Genomic DNA, 19,723 nt, shown 5'->3' on the forward strand with positions numbered 1-19,723 from the left:
CCAGTGACAATACAGGTTGTTCAACAATCTTGGCAAGGTATTGTTGAACAACTTTTTCGAAACAGCACGCCGTGGCGGGGACTTTCGGTACTGCCCCTTCCATGGGCCGGAATCCAAAAAGGGGACTGCAGGCTTGGTTCGCATTCCATAATTGGGGCCCGCTGCGCTGGTTACGATGAGGTGACCGGACAGAGCCGTCCGGCGGAATCAACGCAAAAGGAAACCCATGGCCGCGGTTACGGTGGACGACATCCTCTCGGATCTCCCCCTGGGTTCCGCCAGCCTCATCCTCCGGCCCGCCCCGACCGGTCGGCCATCGAGCGGCTCCTCATCCTGGACGCCGATGACGGGACGGCGGATGCAGCAGGGGCATTTGTCCTGCTGATCGGCGTGCGCGGCCGTTCTGCCCTGCCTGCCCTGCGCCGGCTCCTGCAGAATCCCCCGCCGGTGGTGGCGATCAAGGGCAACCGGGAAGACGTTGCCGAGGCGGAGGAACTCCTGCACACTGCCGGGGCAGGGCTGCTCCTGATGGATCCCGGAGCTGACTGGGACCGCCTGCTGTCCATTGCGAAGGACAGGATCCAGCCGCGCAGCTACCAGAGCGAGGTGCTGACCCTCCTCGAGGAGGACCTGTTTGCCATCGCCCAGACCACGGCCCGGCTGACCTCCAGCCACGTGGTCATCGAGGACGCCGCCAACAAGGTCCTCGCCTACTCCACGGTCACCAACGACATCGACGAACTGCGGAAAGCCTCCATCCTGGCCCGGCGCGGTCCGCGGAAATACGAACTGCTGCTCAAGGACCTGGGCGCCTACCGTGAACTCCACCGCACCCGGCTGCCGGTGCGCGTCCCGGCCAGGCCGCAGGACGGGCTGCGTGAACGGGTAGCCATCACCCTGTTCGCCGGCGACAGGATCATGGGCTACATCTGGCTCCAGGAAACCGGGGAAGGCTTTGGCCCGGACGTCGATAACATCCTGACAGGATCCGCCGCGCGGGTTTCCGCCGAGCTGATCCGCTACCGCAACCAGCAGTCCGTGCACATGCGGGAGGACCGCATCGTGCGGCTCCTGTCCGGTCCGGCTGAAGCCGCGGCCAGCGCCCACAGCGAGAAGATCCCGGCGGACCGGCCAGCCGCCCTGGTCCTGCTCGGCATGTCCGCCGCGAACTCCCAGGCCGACGACGCGGCACTCAAGCACGGCGAACTGGCCAACCTCGCATCCATCCATGCCGCCGCGTACAAGGCCTCCGCCGTCGTCGGGCAGTTCAACGGCGATACCGCCATCATCATCCCCGGGCTGCAGTCCACCGCCTCCGAGCCGGGGCTGCGCACCCTGGCGGAGGCCATTGTCCGGGATGCCCGCAAGCACCTTGGCCTTGCCCCCTTTGCCGCCGTCGGTCCCGTGGTCCCGGACCTGTTGTCCATCCATACGGCCACCCGCATCACGGAAGCCCTGCTGGCCTGCGTGGGGAGTGCGGACGCGGGTGCCGTTGCCACGGTGGACGACTTCGAGGAGGAGATCCTCTTCCGCGAGGCGGTCCGCAATTTCACGTCGTCCCCCTTCCGTCACCGCAGCCTGGCGGCGCTGCTCCAGCAGGATGCCGAGCTCGCCGGAACCCTGCGCGCGTATTTCGACGCGTCTTTCGACGTCGCCGAGTGCGCCAAGCGCATGAACCTCCACAAGAACACCGTCTACTACCGGGTCAGCAAGGCCGCGCGGGTAACCCGCCTGGACTTCGGCAACCCCCGCGATTCCCTTGTCGCCCTGCTCCACATCCAGGAGTGGGCGGCCAACCACCACGATCTGCCAGGCAGGAAATGACCGCAACACTCCAGGCACCACCTTTGGGTGGCCTCCTCGACGACATCGTCGGCAAGCACCGTCCCCGCCGGGAAGCGGGATCCGTCCCCGGCAACATTCCGTTCCTCGCGGAGGTCCCTTTCGACAGGTTCGGGATCGCGGTGGCCACCACCTCCGGGGAAGTCTTCAGCTCCGGGGACGCACACGTCCCGTTTTCCATCCAGAGCATTTCCAAGGTCTTCACGCTGGCCATGGCACTGCAGGGCGGCAAGGCCGGTGCGCTCTGGCAGCGGGTGCTGCGCGAACCGTCCGGAACGTCCTTCAATTCGCTGGTGCAGCTGGAGGTGGAACACGGCATTCCACGCAACCCGTTCATCAACGCCGGCGCCCTGGTGGTCACGGACCACCTGATGGAGGAAACGCCCGACGCCGCCACGCAGCTTCTGCGGTTCGTCACCGAACAGGCGGGGAACAGGCCGGAGAACACCGGGCCCGGGCCCTTCATCGACGAGGCCGCGGCCGCCAGCGAGCTGGCCCGCAGCAGCCGCAACCTGGCACTAGCCCATTTCCTGAAGGACTTCGGCAACCTCCGGCGGCCCGCCGAAGCGGTGGTGGAAAGCTATGTCCGCCAGTGTTCGATCATGATGTCGTGCGTTGAACTCGCCACGGCCGGGCTTTTCCTGGCCCGGGACGGCCAGCGCGCCCGGGGACCGGTCCTGTCCCCCAGCGAAGCCAAGCGGATCGGTTCCATCATGCTGACCTGCGGGATGTACGACGCCGCCGGCGAATTCGCCTACCGCGTGGGCCTTCCGGGCAAAAGCGGGGTGGGCGGCGGAATCCTGGTGATCGTTCCAGGCAAATGCACCATCTGCGTCTGGAGCCCACGCCTGGACGCCAAAGGCAACTCGCTGGCCGGCACTGCAGCCCTCGCCGAACTCTCCGACCTCACCGGCTGGTCCGTCTTCTAGGCCCAGCCTCCCAACTTAATCCCCACCCAGCCAGATCTTCCCCGGATCGAAAGGATCAACCATGCCCAAAAACCCCAATGACGAGGTTGGCATTTCCCAGGCCGACGGCGGGCACGCCCATGCATCGGAGCAGGCGCTGCATGCGGAGGATAAGGGTTACCACAAGAATTTGAAGCCGCGGCAGATCCAGATGATCGCGATCGGCGGTGCGATCGGGACCGGCCTGTTCCTGGGCGCCGGCGGCCGGCTCAACGCGGCCGGCCCGTCCCTGGTCATCGCCTACGCCGTGTGCGGGTTCTTCGCGTTCCTGATCCTGCGCGCCCTGGGCGAACTGGTCCTGCACCGGCCCTCCTCGGGCTCCTTCGTCTCCTACGCCCGCGAATTCTTCGGCGAAAAAGCGGCCTTCGTCTCCGGCTGGTTCTACTGGATCAACTGGGCCACCACCACCATCGTGGACATCACCGCCGCGGCCCTCTACATGAACTTCTTCGGCAACTACATCCCCTGGATGGCAGCCGTCCCGCAATGGGCCTGGGCCCTGATCGCCCTCATCGTCGTCCTCGCCCTGAACCTCGTCTCCGTCAAGGTCTTCGGCGAAATGGAATTCTGGTTCGCCCTGATCAAAGTCGCAGCCCTGGTCATCTTCCTCATCGTCGGCACCTACTTCGTCATCTTCGGCACCCCCGTCGACGGCCAACAAGTCGGCATCAGCCTCATCACCGACAACGGCGGCATCTTCCCCAACGGCCTGCTCCCCATGATCATCCTCATGCAAGGCGTCCTGTTCGCCTACGCCTCCATCGAACTCGTCGGCACCGCCGCCGGCGAAACCGAAAACCCCGAAAAAAATCATGCCCAAGGCCATCAACTCCGTCGTCTTCCGCATCGCCGTGTTCTACGTCGGCTCCGTCATCCTCCTGGCCCTGCTGCTGCCCTACACCTCCTACGAAAAAGGCGTCAGCCCCTTCGTCACTTTCTTGGGCTCCATCGGCATCCAGGGCGTGGACGTCATCATGAACCTCGTCGTCCTCACCGCCGCCCTGTCCTCCCTCAACGCCGGCCTCTACTCCACCGGCCGGATCCTGCGCTCCATGTCCGTCAACGGCTCCGCCCCCCAATTCGCCTCCCGCATGAACAAAGCAGGCGTCCCCTACGGCGGCATCGCCATCACCGCCGCCGTCTCCCTCCTCGGCGTCCCCCTGAACTACCTCGTCCCCGCCCAAGCCTTCGAAATCGTCCTCAACGTCGCTTCCGTGGGCATCATCATGACCTGGGCCACCATCGTCCTGTGCCAGATCCAGCTCAAACGCTGGGCGGACAAAGGCTGGCTGCAACGCCCCTCCTTCCGCATGTTCGGCGCCCCCTACACCGGCTACCTGTCCCTGCTCTTCCTGGTGGGCGTCCTGGTCATGGTCTTCATCGAATCCCCCCTCACCATGCTCGTCACCGCCATCGCATCCATCCTCATGGTCATCGGCTGGTACGCCTGCCGCACCCGCATCCACGAAATCGCCGCAACCCGCGACGGCCACACCGGACTATCCCCCGTCATCGCCAACCGGACCCCGATCCGGTAGCCCCACGCCACACGGGCCGCAGCCGCAAATCCACCGCCAGAACACCTAGCTGAAAAAGAACATGACACCAGAGCCACAATCCACCCTGGCCACCTCTCCCACTACGCCCGCCGCAGAAGCGCCTGCCGCCGTCGTCAACGCCCGGACGGAGGAGCAACCGCGTCCGGACGCGCCCGCCCCGGCCCTGAAATCCGCCGGGCACGTGATTGTTGATTCCCTCGTCGCCCACGGCGTGGAACGCACATATGTCGGTTCCCGGCGAGAGCTTCCTGGACGTGCTGGACGGCCTGCACAGTTCCGACATCCAGACCATCGTCTGCCGGCACGAGGGCGGGGCCGCCTACATGGCCGAGGCGGACGGGAAGATGCACCAGCGCCCGGGTGTTGCCATGGTGACCCGGGGCCCCGGCGCGGCGAACGCGCACGTGGGGCTGCACACGGCGTGGCAGGACTCCACCCCCATGCTGCTCTTCGTGGGCCTGATCCCCTTCGCGCACCGGGACCGGGAGGCGTTCCAGGAGTTCGACATCAAAGCCTGTTCGATACCGGCGCCAAGCGGGTCATGACCCTGGACCATCCTGAGCGGGCATCCGAAATCGTGGCGGAGGCAATGTTCGCCGCCATGAGCGGACGGCCGGGGCCGGTGGTAGTGGGGCTGCCGGAGGACATCATCCGGCAGGAGATCAGCCCGGTGCTGCACCCTGCCATCCCGGTTGCTGGCGGCGGCATGGCCAGGACGGACGCGGAGGCCCTCGAGGCAGCCCTGGCGGAATCGAGCAAGCCGCTCTTCGTGACGGGCGGCAATGACTGGACCCAGGAGGCGGCAGACCAGCTCACCGCCTGGCTGGAGGAGCACCGGATTCCAGCAGCGGCGGAATGGCGGACGCAGGGAACAGTGCCGTTCGATTCCCCCTCGTACGCGGGGCCCATCGGGTACGGCCGGCCGCGTCCCACGTACGACCTGCTCGAGGAAACCGACCTGCTGGTGTTCGTTGGAACCGTGCCGGGGGACGTGATCACGGACGGCTTTGTCTGCCGGCAGGACTGGAACAAGAAGAACTTCCTGGTGACTGCAGATCCGTCACTGCGCGGCCGTTCCGGCCCGGTGTCCCGCCAAGTTTTGGCCAAGCCGGAAGCCTTTGTGCGCGATCTTCAGGACATCCACCTGCCGGTGAAGGATGAGTGGAAGGCCTGGACAGGCAGGATGCGGGGGGAGCAGGAACGGTTCGCTGCGCTGCCCCAGGCTGCTCCGGCAGCCGGCCAGGCCCGGATGGACACACTGATGGCGAACCTCGTCCCCAGGCTGCCGGCCGATGCCATGGTCACCTTCGGGGCGGGCGAGCACACCAACTGGGCGCACCGCTACTTCCCCACCCGCCGGTACGCGTCCATGATCAGCGCCCGCAACGGCTCCATGGGCTACTCCGTGCCGTCAGCCATCGCGGCTTCCCTGGCTGATCCGCGACGGCGGGTTGTCACCATCGCGGGCGACGGCGAGTTCCTCATGAACGGGCAGGAACTAGCCACCGCAGCGCAGTACGGTGCAACACCGCTGGTGATCGTGATGGACAACCAGGAATACGGCACCATCCGTACGCACCAGGAACGCCACTACCCCGCCCGAATTTCCGGCACCCAGCTGCAGAACCCCGACTTTGGGCTGATGGCCAGGGCATTCGGGGGTTTTGGCATCACGGTTACGGAGGACGGGGATATTCCGGCGGCGCTGGACGCTGCGCTGGAGGCCATCGACCAGGACAACGCCTTCGCCCTGATCCACCTGGTGGTGGAGCAGCGGGTCAAGGCGTACTGAGGAAACTAGTGCCGGGCAGGCTGGACGGCGGCGGGAAGATCCCGCCGCCGTCCGCAACGCTCGGGGGGGTCGCTACAGCTTGTCTGTGCGGTCCTCGCCCTTGTGGCCTGCGCCCCGGAGGTTTTCCTGGACCTTGCCGAACAGGTCCTTGATGGTGGATTCGGCGTTGGTGATGACGTCCACCGGCACGTAGACGTCATGGGTGAGCGGCAGGTCGTATTCATCCTTCAGGTGCGTGCCGTTTCCAACCCCCTGCAGGGAAAGGTAGACCATCGCTTCCGTCCGGGCGACGCCGGCGAGTTTCCCAAAGACGACTGTGAATTCGTTGGGCTGGAAGCTGATGGTCTGGCCGATGTGGTTGCGGCCAAGCTCACCAGCGGGAACAACCTTTTCCGACTGGCTTCCGGTGTAGTCCATGAACATCTCCTTGGATCGTCTGGCACTTACGAACGCAGTCTAACGCCGCGCGCAGCTGCGCCCCCAGTGCCCGGCTTAGGCCCCGGGCCGGAAGGCGGAACCGTGGCCAGGGCCAGCGCTTGTGCTGGAGGGCTGCACAAGCGGCCGGCGGCCGGCGTGGTCAGTCCTCCATTGAAGCCACCGGGTCCGCGCCTGTTTGATAGCAGGAACGGCTGGACAGCCGCCCAACCACCTAAGGAAAATCCCGTGACTTCAATGGCGAACCGCGTCAAGAGCCCCACCCGCTGGGACGAAGTTGAAATTGGCGACACCGTGGAACTCCGGCGCAACGGCGCCCGCATCCATGCGGGACTCGTGGATGCCCGCACCGCAGACGGCGACGTGGTGTGGGTGATCGCCCCCGCCGGTGGCCGCCGCCTGTTCCACATTTCGGACGGCTACGACCTGGTGGAGTCACCGGCACCGCAGTAGGGCCGCGATAAAAAGGCCGGAACGGCAGCTTGGTTTTGCAAGACCCAGCTTTGCAAGACCCAGGTTTTGCAAGACTAGGGACGGACCCGCCAACGGCAACCAGCCAGGAGACAGCCATGACCCCGCCGGACTTCACCGCTTTCCGCAGCACCCCCATCACCGAACTTCTCGGCATCGACGCGCCCGTGGTCCTTGGACCCTTCGGCGGCGTCTCCTCCGTGCAGCTCACGGCAGCAGTGAGCGACGGCGGCGGCCTGGGTTCCTACGGCTTCTACGGCTACGACGGCGGTGCCATCCGCAGGACAGCGGCGGACCTTCGCGAGGCAACGGACAGGCCGTTCGCCCTCAACCTGTGGATCCCCACGGGCGATGAAGCCGAGGCGGTGGACCAGGCCGATTTTGACCGTTTCACAGGTCTGCTGAAGCCGTACTTCGAGGAACTCGGGATCCCGCTGCCGGAGATGCCCTCGCGGTACCTGCCTGACTACGGCGAACAGGTGGAGGCCACGCTGGAAGCGTCTCCCGCCGTCGTCAGCTTTGTGTTCGGTGTCCCCGCACCCCAGGTAGTGGAGGACGCCCACCGGCGCGGTATCAAGGTGCTCGGCACCGCCACTACCGTGGAGGAGGCCGTGGCGCTGGAGGCCGGCGGCGTGGACGCCGTGGTGGCCAGCGGCATGGAGTCCGGCGGGCACCGCGTGTCCTTCCTGCGGCCGGCAGACGAATCGCTCGTGGGGACCTTTGCCCTGGTCCCGCAGGTTGCCGACGCCGTGCGGATCCCGGTGATAGCTGCCGGCGGAATCGCCGACCGGCGCGGGGTTGCTGCTGCGTTTGCCCTCGGTGCGGAAGCCGTGCAGGTGGGGACAGCGTTCCTGGCCACCCGCGAGTCGGCGGCGGTCCCCGCCTACCGTTCGCTGCTTTTCAGCCCGTCGGCCGGCCGGACGGTCCTCACCAGGGCCCTCAGCGGCAGGCTGGCCCGCGGCATCCCCAACCGCGTTACCACCGACCTGGCCGATGCCCGGTCCATCGCGCCGTTCCCCATCCAGAACTGGCTGACAGGGCGTTTCCGGCCGGAGGCCGCCTCCCGCGGGAACATTGGACTCATGTCCCTCTGGGCCGGCCAGGCCGCTCCCCTGATCCGGCACGACACCGCCGCGGATGTCCTCGCTGAACTGCTGGCAGGCGTCGGATAGCAGGACGGGCGGCAGGCAGCGGCACCTGCCGGCGCGCCAATCACCGATAGAATCTGGACCGGCGGAACCATGCCCGGGATACCGCCGGCAACCGCTACGGGGAGAGGAGGAGCCGTGCCGTCACACAAGCCGCGCGCGCCCTTCCACTTCCTCCGCTCCTCGGCCCTCGCCGCTGCGATCCTCACCCTGGCGGCGGGAGCCCACGTGGTGGGCGGCGGCCACCTCCCGGCCCCCGGCATCCTGCTGGCGGTCCTGGCCCTGACCGGACTCGCCAGCACGGCCGCCACCCGGCTGCGGCTCACCTTTCCCGCTGTGGGGGCGCTCCTTGGTGCTGGGCAGCTGGCTCTGCATGAAGCGTTCACTGCATTCAGCGCCCCGGCCCTCGCACTGGGTCCGGCCAGCCTGCATTGCGGCCATCAGCACGGCGGAGGCACTCCGGTGCTGCCCGAACTGGTCACCGTCGCCGGGCACGCACCCGCCGGCGATCCCGGTTCGGCACCGCTGATGCTGGCCGCACACGCTCTGGCCACCCTGGGCTGCGCGCTGTTGCTGGCCAAGGGCGAGGATGCGTGGTGGGCCCTGGCTGCCTGGCTTCGTCCGCTCGCGGGGCTTCCCCGTGCAGAGGCGCCCGACGCCGTTCCCCGGTTTTCGCAGTCTTCCCGCCTGCCGCCGTCCCCGCCGTCCCTGGCGGAACCTGCGGCAGGACAGCCGACGCGGCCCGCCTTCCGCCGTCGCGCTTTATTCCTAAACCCACGCCGCCGCATCCACTGCCGGCGGGGCATTTCAAACTTCTGCACGCCCTGACCGGGCGTGCGCCAGAAAGGCAACCCCATGACCACGTCCATTTTTCGCCGTACCCTGACCACCGCCGCCGCCACGGGCGGCGCGGCAGCCTTGATGCTCGCAGCGGCGGGCGGCGCCGCGGCACATGTCGGCGTCACGCCCGACAAAACCGACGCCAACTCCTACGCCCTCCTGACCTTCGGGATTCCCCACGGCTGTGACGAATCGGGCACCACCAAAGTGGCCATCACGCTGCCCGCCGAACTCAACGACGCCCAGCCCACCGTCAACCCCAACTGGACGGTGGAAAAGGTGACCGAGACGCTCCCCGAGCCCAAAAAGCTCGCGGACGGATCGTCCATCACCAAGCGGACCAGCCGGATCGTCTACACGGCCAAGGAACCCCTGCCGCACGACCTCCGTGACGCACTGGTCCTGTCCGTGAAGCTCCCGGATGCGGCCGGCAGCACGCTGCACTTCCCCACGCTCCAGACCTGCGAGACGGGCCAGACCGACTGGTCCCAGATCGCGAAGGACGGCGAGGATCCGCATTCCCTGGAGGCACCGGCCCCGTCCATCACCGTGACGGCGGCTGAGGGTGGCGGCCACGGGACGGAAGTCGCGGCGCACTCAACGCAGGAGGGGGCCGGAGAAACCGAGCAGGCCGCAGCGGTCACGGACAGCGGAGCCGAAGCCCGCAGCTGGGCAGGCCTCGCTGCCGGCGTGGGCGGGCTGGTCCTGGGCGGTGCAGCCCTGCTGCGGAGCGGCGCGCGGCGCAAGGCCACGGACGGCGCGGCCAGCAGGTAGCCAGGGTTTGATGCCCGGATCATCACGATCCGGGCATCAAAACAGTCGCCAGACCGGCGGCATCGTTGACGCCGGCAGGCGCTGCCGCGAAGGTTGTGCCATGAGGTCTCAGAGAATCTTCCAGGGGATAGCCATGTCGACGGCGGCCGCAGCGGCTGCCCTTCTGCTCACCGCCTGCGGTCCAAGCCAGCCGCAGACCCAGGCGACCACGACGGCGCCGGGTACCGGCACGCCCAGCCCGAGCGCAACGTCTGCGCCGCCGTCGTCCGCTCCGCCGTCGTCCACCGCGCCGGCAACGTCCACTCCTGCAGCCCTCGGCTTGTGCAAGGCCGCAGGACTGACCGCGGCCACCGACGCATCCGGCGGCGGCGCTGCAGGCAGTGTTTACATGAAGCTCAGCCTCACCAACAGCGGCACGGAGCCCTGCCTGCTCAAGGGCTTCGCCGGGGTCTCGCTGGCGGCAGACAACGCCGGCGCCCCCATCGGAGCGCCCGCCTCCCGTGACGAATCCACGCCCGTCACGGACGTCCTCCTGGCACCCGGCCAAACCGGCACCGCCGTCCTGCGCTACACCCAGGCTGGAAACTACATGGACTGCGCCATGGTGGACGCAGCCGGCTACCGTATCTACCCGCCGGAGGACACTGCCTCGCTGTTCCTGCCGCAGCCCACCAAGGCATGCAGCAACGCCGGCATCACGCTGCTCAGCATCGGGGCCTTCCAGCCCGCGTAGGCTCCCCTGGGGCTTCCCTACTGACGACTGCAGGCGGTCCGGTTTGTGCCGGACCGCCTGCAGTTTCTTATCTGTGCCGCGAACCTATGGCTGCGCGGCTGGTGTTTCGGTACCTGTTAGTGGGCCGTTGTGGGGCGGCCGGCGCGGGCAGTGCCGCGGGACAGCGCGAATCCCAGGCCAAGCATTGCAACGCCCAGGATGAAGTGCAGCCGAATTGTCCGCCATGTTGACGGGGACGAAGTTGGCTGGGGTGTCCAGGCCGATCAGCAGACCGTAAAGCCACAGGACCAGGTAGATGGCACCGCCAATCACCAGGTAGTTCTTTGACTGCGCGGCGGTGCGGGCCATGGCGACGCCGGCCACGCCGAACAGCAGGTGGACGATGTTGTGCAGCACAGACACCTGGAAGATGCCCAGCAGCAGGGCTCCGGATTCATGTCCGGCGAAGCCCATGGTCTCGTAGTTGGTGGTGATGCCAGGAATGAAGCCCAGCACACCCACCAGGAGGAAGACCGCTCCCACGGCGAGGGCTGCTTTTTGAATGTTGGTCCGGCCTACGGTACGACCGTCGGAACTCATGCTTGTCATGATTTCTCCTGCTGTTTGTCGTTTTCGTTTCCATGGCTGCCGGGCTGCGCCTGACCATAGACTACCCCGACAAAGTAAGTATACTTAGCAACTGCGGAACTGATAGGTCAGGTCTATAACGGACCCATTACAAACTGGCCCCACCAGGCCACTGAGACCGGAGGCAGGTTGAGTTGGCATGACGTCGATTTGGTTGGACCGCAGCGCGGCCTTCACTTCCGATCCGTTTGAACCCGACACCACGTACGACACTGTGGTGGCCGGCGCAGGGCTGACCGGCCTGGTCACCGCGCTGCTGCTGGCCCGCTCCGGCCAGAAGGTCCTGTTCTTGAGGCGCGGCATCCGGGCGCCGTCACTACCGGCAACACCACGGCCAAGGTGACCCTGCTGCAGGGCACCTTCCTGTCCCAGCTCGCCCGCCAGTACTCCCCGAAGCAGGTCCAGGCCTACGTTGACGGCAACCGCGAAGGCCAGTCCTGGCTGCTGCGCTACCTCGACGACCACGGCGTCGCGTACCAGCGCCGCGACGCCTACACCTATGCGGCGACGGCCCAGGGCACGGAAAAGCTGCGCGAGGAGGTGAGCGCCGGAACCACCGCGGGGCTGGCCATGGAATACGTGCGCGACGCCGGCCTGCCGTTCGCGGTGCACGGCGCCGTCCGCCTCCCCGACCAGGCGCAGATCCATCCCATGGAGGTGGTGGACACACTGGTGGCGGACATCCGCGGCCGGGGCGGCACGGTAGTGGGCGGCGTGCGGCTGCGGGACGTCGCCGGTGACCAGCCGTCGGTGGTGCGGACCAGCCGGGGCAGCGTGCGCGCGGACCGGGTGGTGCTTGCCACCGGCATCCCGGTCCTGGACCGCGGCCTGTACTTCGCCAAGCTGAAGCCCAGCCGGTCCTACGCCGCGGCCCTTGAGCTGCAGGAGGGGCAGGAGCCGCCGGCCGGGATGTACATCTCGGTGGAACAGCCCACGCACTCGCTGCGCGATTACGAGCACGACGGCCGCAGGCTCCTGCTGGTGGGCGGCCATGGCCACCATGTGGGCCGGTCGGAGTCCGAGAAGGCGCATCTGCAAGGGCTGCTCGACTGGACGCGCCAGCACTATCCGGGGGCAAGGACCACGCACGCCTGGTCCGCGCAGGACTATATGGCCACCAACCTGATGCCGTTCTTCGGCAAGCTTCCCCGCGGCCGGGGGCATGTCTACTTCGGCACCGGATACAACAAGTGGGGCATGACCAATGCCGTCGCTGCAGCACTGGCGATCTCCGCCGACATCCTGGGCGGCAATGTGCCCTGGGCGGACACCATCCACCACCGGGTCACCTCACCCACCGGAGCGTTCTCCGCCGTCGCCCTGAACGCGGGTGTGGCAGCCAAGCTTGCCTCCGGATGGGGGCAACTGGCGGCGAAAGGCCTGAAAACGGAAGGCACCAGGGCGCTGAAACGGGGCAAGGATGTTCCTGCGGCCGCGCCCGTTGTTCCCGCCGAGGGCGAGGGCAAGGTGTACCGCGAAGGGACCCGCCCCGTGGCCGTCTCCACCGTTGACGGGACCACCTGCAAGCTGTCGGCCGTCTGCACCCATCTGGGCGGCATCGTGCACTGGAACGACAACGAAAGGACCTGGGACTGCCCCCTGCACGGCTCCCGCTTCAGCAGTGACGGCACGCTGCTGGAAGGTCCGGCCACCAGGGACCTGCCGCAGGACCGGAAGGCTTGAGCCCGGGTTCCGGGGACGCCGGCGGTCCTGTCGGTGGCCTGGGCATGATGGAGGCATGACCCAGGAAAAGCCCTCCCCGGGCGGCAGGCGTCCGGCGGATGCTGCGCCCATGGCCCAGTTCAGCAGGCCGACCCGCGACTGGTTCCTGGGCGCTTTTTCCGAACCCACCCCTGCCCAGGCCGGGGCCTGGAACGCCATCTCCTCCGGTTCGCACGCACTGGTGGTGGCGCCCACCGGTTCCGGCAAGACGCTCGCCGCTTTCCTGTGGGCCCTGGACAGGCTGCTGGGCTCCGCCGCGGCGGCCCCGGAGCTGCCGGGCTTCGAGGATGCGGCTGCGTCCACACGCCCGGCGAAGGGCAGGAAGCCGCGGGCCCCGAAGCGCAAGACCCGCGTCCTCTACATCTCGCCGCTGAAAGCCCTGGGTGTCGACGTCGAGCGCAACCTGCGTTCCCCGCTGATCGGCATCACCCAGACCGCCAAGCGCCTGGACCTTCCGGCGCCCCTTATCACGGTGGGCGTCAGGTCCGGGGACACCACCGCGGCGGACCGCCGTGCGCTGCTGAGCAACCCGCCGGACATCCTTATCACCACCCCGGAATCGCTGTTCCTGATGCTTACCTCCAGGGCCCGCGAGACGCTCACCGAGGTGGACACCATCATCATTGACGAGGTCCATGCCGTGGCCGGAACCAAACGCGGCGCGCACCTTGCCGTATCGCTCGAACGGCTCGATGCCCTGCTGCCCAAGCCGGCCCAGCGGATCGGGCTCTCGGCCACGGTTGAGCCTCGGGAACTGGTGGCCCAGTTCCTGGCGGGTTCGGCGCCGGTGGAAATCGTTGCCCCGCCCGCGAAGAAGAACTGGGACCTCACGGTGTCCGTGCCGGTAGAGGACATGTCCGATCTGCAGGGCGCCGCCGGGGCTTTCGATTCAGGCCCGGCTTCCGGGCTCCAGCCGCAGGCTTCCATCTGGCCGCACGTGGAGGAGAAGATTGTTGACCTGGTGCTGGCCAACCAATCAACCATCGTGTTCGCCAACTCCCGCCGCCTGTCCGAGCGGCTGACGGCCCGCCTCAACGAGATCTACGCCGAACGGCAACTGGTGGCGGCCGGCGGCGGGTGGGACGATCCCGGGGCGGAAGGGCTGGAAGCTGCCGGCTCCGGGGCGGCGGTCCCGCCGTCGGGCGTTCCGGCGTCGGGCGTTCCGGCGTCGGGCGTTCCCGCGTCCACTGCGACGCCCGCGCACATGATGGCGCAGGCGGGCAGCTCGGCTGGTGCGGATCCCGTGCTCGCGCGGGCGCACCATGGTTCGGTTTCCAAGGACCAGCGGGCCCTCATTGAGGACGACCTGAAGTCCGGCCGGCTGCGCTGCGTGGTGGCCACCTCGTCCCTGGAACTCGGCATCGACATGGGAGCCGTGGACCTCGTGGTGCAGGTGGAGTCGCCGCCGTCGGTGGCCAGCGGCCTGCAGCGCGTGGGGCGGGCCGGCCACCAGGTGGGCGAGGTGTCCCAGGGCTGTCCTGTTCCCCAAGCACCGGGCAGACCTCGTCCACACAGCCATTACCGTGGAACGGATGCTTGGCGGAAAGATCGAGCGCCTCAGCATCCCTGCCAACCCCCTGGACATCCTGGCCCAACAGACGGTGGCGGCCGCCGCGCTGGGCAGCATCGACGTCGAGGAGTGGTTCGCCACCGTCCGACGCTCCGCCCCCTTCGCTTCGCTCCCCCGTTCGGCATTCGAGGCCACCCTCGACCTGCTGGCCGGGCGCTACCCGTCGGATGAATTCGCCGAGCTCAGGCCCCGGATTGTCTGGGACCGCAACGCCGGGACCATCGAGGGCAGGCCCGGCGCCCAGCGCCTGGCCGTGACTTCCGGCGGCACCATCCCGGACCGCGGCCTGTTCGGCGTGTACATCATCGGCACCGAGGTGGAAGGCTCCGCCTCCCCCGCCGGTGACGGCAAACCCGCTCCGGCGCCCAAGGGCGGCCGGCGCGTGGGCGAGCTGGACGAGGAAATGGTGTACGAGTCCCGGGTGGGAGACGTCTTCGCGCTGGGCGCCACCAGCTGGAAGATCGAGGACATCACCCACGACCGTGTGCTGGTATCGCCGGCTTTCGGCCAGCCGGGCAAGCTGCCGTTCTGGAAGGGTGATTCGCTGGGCCGGCCGGTGGACCTGGGCCGTGCGCTGGGCGCGTTCGTCCGCGAGTTGTCAGCGTCCGACGCCGGGCCCGCCGCCGAGCGCTGCAAGGCAAGCGGGCTGGACGAGTTCGCCGCCAACAACCTGATCCAGTACCTCACGGAGCAGAAGCAGGCCACCGAGGTGGTGCCGAGCGACACCACACTGGTGGTGGAGCGCTTCCATGACGAGCTGGGCGACTGGCGGGTCATCCTGCACAGCCCGTTCGGCATGCCCGTGCACGCACCCTGGGCCCTCGCCGTGGGGCAGCGGCTCCACCAGCGGTATGGGCTGGACGGCTCCGCCATGGCGGCCGACGACGGCATTGTGCTGCGCGTGCCCATGATGGAGGACGAGCCACCGGGCGCCGAGCTGTTCCTCTTCGACCCCGAAGAGCTGGAACAGATCGTCACGGCCGAGGTGGGCGGCAGCGCACTGTTCGCGTCGCGGTTCCGGGAATGCGCTGCGCGGGCGCTCCTGCTCCCCCGCCAGACGCCCGGGAAACGGCAGCCGCTGTGGCAGCAAAGGCAGCGTTCGGCGCAGCTGCTGGACGTCGCCCGGAAATACCCCACGTTCCCCATCGTGCTGGAAACGGTGCGCGAGTGCCTGCAGGACGTCTACGACCTCCCGGCCCTGAAAGACATCGCCGCCTCCGTGGAACGGCGCGAACTGCGGATCGTGCAGACCACCACCTCCCAGCCGTCGCCGTTCGCCAAGTCCCTGCTGTTCGGTTATGTGGCCCAGTTCCTGTATGAGGGCGATTCACCCCTCGCGGAACGTCGGGCCGCGGCCCTGGCACTGGACTCCACGCTCCTCAACGAGCTGCTGGGCCGCGTGGAACTGCGGGAACTGCTGGATGCAAGGGTCATTGAAGCCACGGAGCGGGAGCTTCAGCGGCTGGCCCCGGACCGGAGGGCACGGGGGCTCGAGGGTGTGGCGGACCTGCTGCGGCTGCTCGGGCCGCTGACGCCTGACGAGGTGGCGGTCAGGCTTCAGGGCGAGGACAACGCACCCGGGGACGTTGCCGCCGGCGCGGCTGCCGCGGATAGTGACGCTGAACCGACGGACGCCGAGCTCGCGGCCGGACTGGACGGCGGCGGGCCTGCGCCCGAGGCAGCCCATGGCAGCATTGAATCCGCGACAGCCCACCTGGCAGCGCTGCAGCGCGCCAACCGGGCCATCAAGGTGAACATCGGCGGGGTGGAGCGGTTCGCCGCCGTCGAGGACGCCGCCCGGTTGCGGGATGCCCTCGGGGTACCGCTGCCCATGGGCGTTCCCCTGGCCTTCATCGAGCCGGTAGCCGATCCCCTCGGGGATCTCGTCTCGCGTTATGCCCGGACCCACGGCCCGTTCACGGCCGGTGAAGCGGCAGCGCGGCTGGGACTCGGCGTGGCGGTGGTGGGAACCGCCCTCAAGCGGCTCGCCGCGGACGGACGGGTAGTGGAGGGCGAGTTCCGGCCGAACGCGGCCCCGCCCGGCAGTGCAGCCCAGCCGGGCAGTGCCGTCATGCCTGCGGGCATCGAGGGTGCCGGCGCCGAAGAATTCGACGGCGGACCGCTTGGGTCCGGCACCGACGAGGCTGCAGACGACGAGCTTGCCGTTGATGTTCTTGCAGGCGATGACGACCTTGATGTTGCGGGCGAAGATGAGGAAGAGGAGCTGTCGCCGGCCGAGGCAGCGCACCTGCCGCCGGTTGGGCAGGCAGCACCGGAACTCCCGCATGCCGCCGTCAGCGAATGGTGCGACGCCGAGGTGCTGCGCAAGCTCCGCCGCCGTTCGCTGGCGGCGCTGCGGGCCGAAGTGGAACCGGTGGACGCCGCCGCCTACGGTCGGTTCCTTCCTGCCTGGCAGCACGTCCGCGTTCCGGGCGGCGGTCGTGGCCAGCCGTCGCTCCGCGGCCTGGACGGCATCGTTACCGCCATTGACCAGCTTTCGGGGGTGCCTGTCCCCGCGTCCGCGTGGGAGCCGCTCATCCTTGCCAGCCGGGTGTCCAACTACCAGCCGGCGATGCTGGACGAGCTGATGGCCACCGGGGAGGTCCTGTGGTCCGGGGCCGGAGCCCTGCCGGGAAATGACGGCTGGATCAGCCTGCACCTTGCGGACTCGGCGGAGCTCACCCTGAGCCCCGCTCCGGAGTACCAGCCGGGTGACGCCGGGCAACGCCTGCTGGACCACCTCCGGGCCAACGGCGGCGGCTATTTCTTCCGCCAGCTGACGGACATCGCGGGCGGCATGGATTCGGTGCTCAGTGACCAGGAGGTGGTGACAGCCCTCTGGGAGCTGGCGTGGGCCGGCCGCATCACCGGGGACACCTTCGCCCCCGTCCGTGCGCTGATCGCCGGCGGCCATACGGCGCACCGGCAGGTGGCACGCGCACCGCGGGCAAGGGCGCCACGGCTCAGCAGGCTGGGGCGTTCACACGGCACCGGGCTGATGGGGTCGCCGGGCCTTGCCGGCGGGCGCTACGGCGGCTCAGGTGCCGCAGCAACTCCACCCCTGGCAGCCGGGCGCTGGTCCGCGCTGCCGGAGCCGGAGCTCGATCCCACCATCCACGCCCGCGCCACCGCCGAGCTCCTGCTGGACCGCTACGGCGTTGTCACCAGGGGCTCGGTTATGGCCGAGCAGATCCTGGGGGTTTCGGCCTGATGTACAAGGTGCTGGCACGGCTGGAGGAAGCGGGGCGCTGCCGGCGGGGCTACTTCATCGAGCATCTGGGGGCGGCCCAGTTCGCCGTGCCGGCCACTGTGGACCGCCTGCGCTCCTACGCCGAGGACACCCAGCTCGCCACACCGGATCCGGTTGCCCTGGCACTCGCCGCCACGGACCCCGCCAACCCTTACGGCGCGGCCCTTCCCTGGCCCGCCCTGCAGGACGACGCCGGAACCGGCCACCGCCCGGGCCGCAAGGCAGGGGCGCTGGTGGTCCTGGTGGACGGAGCACTTGTCCTCTACGTGGAACGGGGTGGCAAGACCCTGCTGGCCTTCAGCGACGACGACGCCGTCCTGTCCGCCGCCGGCGCCGCCTTGGTGGGCGTCGTGACCCGTGGCGCGGTGGACAAGCTGATCATGGAAAAGGTCAACGGGCACGGCATCCTGGACACCCCGGTGGCGGCCGCCCTCAGTTCCGCCGGAGCCTACTCCACCCCGAAGGGGCTGAGGATCCGTGCCTGAGGGTGATTCCGTCTGGCGGGCAGCCGAACCAGCTGCACAAGGCCCTGGCCGGGCAGACCCTTCTGGCCTCCGACTTCCGTGTCCCCCGGTTCGCCACCCTCAACCTTGCCGGGTGGACGGTGGCCGAAGTGGTACCCCGGGGCAAGCACCTCCTGATGCGGGTGGCGGGGCCCGACGGCAAGCGGCTCACCATCCATTCGCACCTGAAGATGGAGGGCACCTGGCAGATCTATCCTCCGGGCGGCAAGTGGCGGAAACCCGGCTACACGGCCCGGTGTGTCCTGCGCACGGCGGCCGCGGACGCCGTCGGCTTTTCCCTGGGCATCGTGGAAGTGGTGGCCACCGACAACGAGGACTCCATTGTGGGGTTCCTCGGCCCGGACCTCCTGGGTCCGGACTGGGACCTGGACGAGGCAGAGCGGCGGATCCGCTCGGCGCCTGATGTTCCGGTGGGGGTTGCTCTCCTGGACCAGCGGAACCTCGCCGGCATCGGCAACATCTACCGCTGCGAGGCCTGCTTCCTCTCCGGTGTCCACCCCGCCACCCTCGTAGCAGAGGTGGCAGACGTACGGACCATGATGACGGACGCCAAGCAGCTGCTGGAGGTAAACCTCGGGCCCGGCCGCCGCGTCACCATCCTCAACGCCCGCGGCATGCCCGTGGGGCGGATGGCCGGCCGGCCGGGCTACTGGGTGTACCGCCGCGAGCACCAGGCGTGCCTGAAATGCGGGACCCAGTCCGGCGCGGACTGCTGGGCAAGCCGAACGGGGACGAGGAACGCGATATCTACTTCTGCCCGCGGTGCCAGCCGGAACCGGTGTAATCCACGCCCGGGAAGAGGTCAGGAAACGGTGGCAGGAGCAGCACCGGCAGTCTGCGGCAGCGCAGCCGGAACCATGAACCGCGGCAGCAGCAGCTGCACCAGGGGGTCCGATGGCCAGCGCGTAAACAACGGTTCCCACGCCCACCGAACCGCCCAGCAGCCAACCGATGGCCAGGACAGTCACCTCGATCAGTGTGCGGGACAGGCGGACGGACCAGCCGGTGCGCCTGGCAAGTCCGGTCATCAGCCCGTCCCGGGCCCCGGGGCCAAAGCGGGCACCGATGTAGCAGGCGGAGGCGATGCCGTTGAGCAGGACAGCGCCGGCAAGCATCGCCACCTGGCCGAGGAGCTGGGACACGGCGGGAATCAGTGCCAGTCCGATATCAGCGAAGACGCCCACCAGGACGGCGTTGCACAGGGTTCCGAAGCCGGGCCACTGCCGCAGGGGGATCCACAGCAGGAGCACCAGGAAACTCACGATGATGACCACCAGGCCGATGCTCATCCCGGTCCGGTTCGCCAGGCCCTGGTGGAAGACGTCCCACGGGTCCAGGCCAAGCCCGGCCCGGATGAACATGGCGAGGGAAATGCCGTACATGGCGAGGCCGGTGAAGAGCTGGATCAGTCTGCGGGTCATCATGGGAACAACCCTCCCACGCAACTGGCTTTTGATTACATAGCCAG

Annotated in this window: 8 protein-coding genes and 8 pseudogenes; 13 read left to right on the forward strand and 3 right to left on the reverse strand. The window is 68.3% G+C overall.

Annotated elements, in window-relative coordinates:
• Window positions 1-180: 180 nt before the first annotated feature.
• The 4 genes and pseudogenes from ACPEE0_RS16600 to ACPEE0_RS16615 all read left to right on the forward strand — a co-directional run bounded on the left by ACPEE0_RS16600 (window position 181) and on the right by ACPEE0_RS16615 (window position 6,161).
• Entirely contained in the window at window positions 181-1,824 is a 1,644-nt protein-coding gene (locus tag ACPEE0_RS16600) for a PucR family transcriptional regulator (protein ID WP_424574890.1), read from the forward strand.
• On the forward strand, window positions 1,821-2,771 hold the full coding sequence (locus ACPEE0_RS16605) for a glutaminase (RefSeq protein WP_424574891.1): 951 nt from the start codon (window positions 1,821-1,823) through the stop codon (window positions 2,769-2,771). Before ACPEE0_RS16600 ends, ACPEE0_RS16605 begins: the two co-directional genes overlap by 4 nt.
• Window positions 2,772-2,832: 61 nt before the next feature.
• A pseudogene (locus ACPEE0_RS16610) lies at window positions 2,833-4,348 on the forward strand (amino acid permease).
• 61 nt (window positions 4,349-4,409) lie between these two features.
• Window positions 4,410-6,161, forward strand: a pseudogene (locus ACPEE0_RS16615) (thiamine pyrophosphate-dependent enzyme).
• A gap of 72 nt (window positions 6,162-6,233) precedes the next feature.
• Here ACPEE0_RS16615 and ACPEE0_RS16620 read toward each other — a convergent pair.
• On the reverse strand, window positions 6,234-6,578 hold the full coding sequence (locus ACPEE0_RS16620; RefSeq protein WP_009358690.1) for a hypothetical protein: 345 nt from the start codon (window positions 6,576-6,578) through the stop codon (window positions 6,234-6,236).
• A gap of 255 nt (window positions 6,579-6,833) precedes the next feature.
• Here ACPEE0_RS16620 and ACPEE0_RS16625 point away from each other — a divergent pair, with 255 nt between their 5' ends.
• The 5 genes from ACPEE0_RS16625 (at window position 6,834) to ACPEE0_RS16645 (ending at window position 10,562) form a co-directional block, all read left to right on the forward strand.
• Window positions 6,834-7,049, forward strand: a complete 216-nt coding sequence (locus ACPEE0_RS16625; protein ID WP_424575294.1) for a hypothetical protein — start codon at window positions 6,834-6,836, stop codon at window positions 7,047-7,049.
• Between the two features lie 116 nt (window positions 7,050-7,165).
• Window positions 7,166-8,239, forward strand: a complete 1,074-nt coding sequence (locus ACPEE0_RS16630; RefSeq protein ID WP_424574892.1) for an NAD(P)H-dependent flavin oxidoreductase — start codon at window positions 7,166-7,168, stop codon at window positions 8,237-8,239.
• Between the two features lie 114 nt (window positions 8,240-8,353).
• Entirely contained in the window at window positions 8,354-9,043 is a 690-nt protein-coding gene (locus tag ACPEE0_RS16635; RefSeq protein ID WP_424574893.1) for a hypothetical protein, read from the forward strand.
• Window positions 9,044-9,070: 27 nt separating this feature from the next.
• A complete protein-coding gene (locus tag ACPEE0_RS16640) occupies window positions 9,071-9,829 on the forward strand; it encodes a YcnI family protein (RefSeq protein ID WP_424574894.1) in 759 nt (252 codons plus the stop codon).
• Window positions 9,830-9,929: 100 nt separating this feature from the next.
• Window positions 9,930-10,562 carry a DUF4232 domain-containing protein gene (locus ACPEE0_RS16645; RefSeq protein WP_424574895.1) on the forward strand — a complete coding sequence of 211 codons (633 nt, stop codon included), beginning with the start codon at window positions 9,930-9,932 and terminating at the stop codon, window positions 10,560-10,562.
• Window positions 10,563-10,678: 116 nt separating this feature from the next.
• On the opposite strand, the pseudogene ACPEE0_RS16650 reads toward ACPEE0_RS16645, so the two are convergent.
• Window positions 10,679-11,141: pseudogene (locus ACPEE0_RS16650) on the reverse strand (DUF4383 domain-containing protein).
• Between the two features lie 187 nt (window positions 11,142-11,328).
• Here ACPEE0_RS16650 and ACPEE0_RS16655 point away from each other — a divergent pair.
• The 4 pseudogenes from ACPEE0_RS16655 (at window position 11,329) to ACPEE0_RS16670 (ending at window position 19,039) form a co-directional block, all read left to right on the forward strand.
• Window positions 11,329-12,872: pseudogene (locus ACPEE0_RS16655) on the forward strand (FAD-dependent oxidoreductase).
• 109 nt (window positions 12,873-12,981) lie between these two features.
• Window positions 12,982-17,110: pseudogene (locus ACPEE0_RS16660) on the forward strand (DEAD/DEAH box helicase); the annotation flags it as partial.
• A gap of 531 nt (window positions 17,111-17,641) precedes the next feature.
• Window positions 17,642-18,216: pseudogene (locus ACPEE0_RS16665) on the forward strand (Lhr family helicase); the annotation flags it as partial.
• Window positions 18,209-19,039: pseudogene (locus ACPEE0_RS16670) on the forward strand (DNA-formamidopyrimidine glycosylase family protein). The pseudogenes ACPEE0_RS16665 and ACPEE0_RS16670, both read left to right, overlap by 8 nt.
• Before the next feature lie 18 nt (window positions 19,040-19,057).
• Here the strand turns inward: ACPEE0_RS16670 and ACPEE0_RS16675 are convergent.
• Window positions 19,058-19,679 (reverse strand): annotated as a pseudogene (locus ACPEE0_RS16675) (YczE/YyaS/YitT family protein).
• Between the last annotated feature and the right edge of the window lie 44 nt (window positions 19,680-19,723).

The sequence above is a fragment of the Arthrobacter sp. SD76 genome (genome assembly GCF_049726125.1).
GTDB lineage: Bacteria > Actinomycetota > Actinomycetes > Actinomycetales > Micrococcaceae > Arthrobacter > Arthrobacter nitrophenolicus.

What these genes read in the sequence shown, in the direction of transcription:
- ACPEE0_RS16605 (WP_424574891.1), top strand. Translation starts at nt 1,821, where the DNA reads ATGACCGCAACACTCCAGGCACCACCTTTGGGTGGCCTCCTCGACGAC.
- ACPEE0_RS16620 (WP_009358690.1), bottom strand. Translation starts at nt 6,578, where the DNA reads ATGGACTACACCGGAAGCCAGTCGGAAAAGGTTGTTCCCGCTGGTGAG.
- ACPEE0_RS16625 (WP_424575294.1), top strand. Translation starts at nt 6,834, where the DNA reads ATGGCGAACCGCGTCAAGAGCCCCACCCGCTGGGACGAAGTTGAAATT.
- ACPEE0_RS16630 (WP_424574892.1), top strand. Translation starts at nt 7,166, where the DNA reads ATGACCCCGCCGGACTTCACCGCTTTCCGCAGCACCCCCATCACCGAA.
- ACPEE0_RS16640 (WP_424574894.1), top strand. Translation starts at nt 9,071, where the DNA reads ATGACCACGTCCATTTTTCGCCGTACCCTGACCACCGCCGCCGCCACG.
- ACPEE0_RS16645 (WP_424574895.1), top strand. Translation starts at nt 9,930, where the DNA reads ATGAGGTCTCAGAGAATCTTCCAGGGGATAGCCATGTCGACGGCGGCC.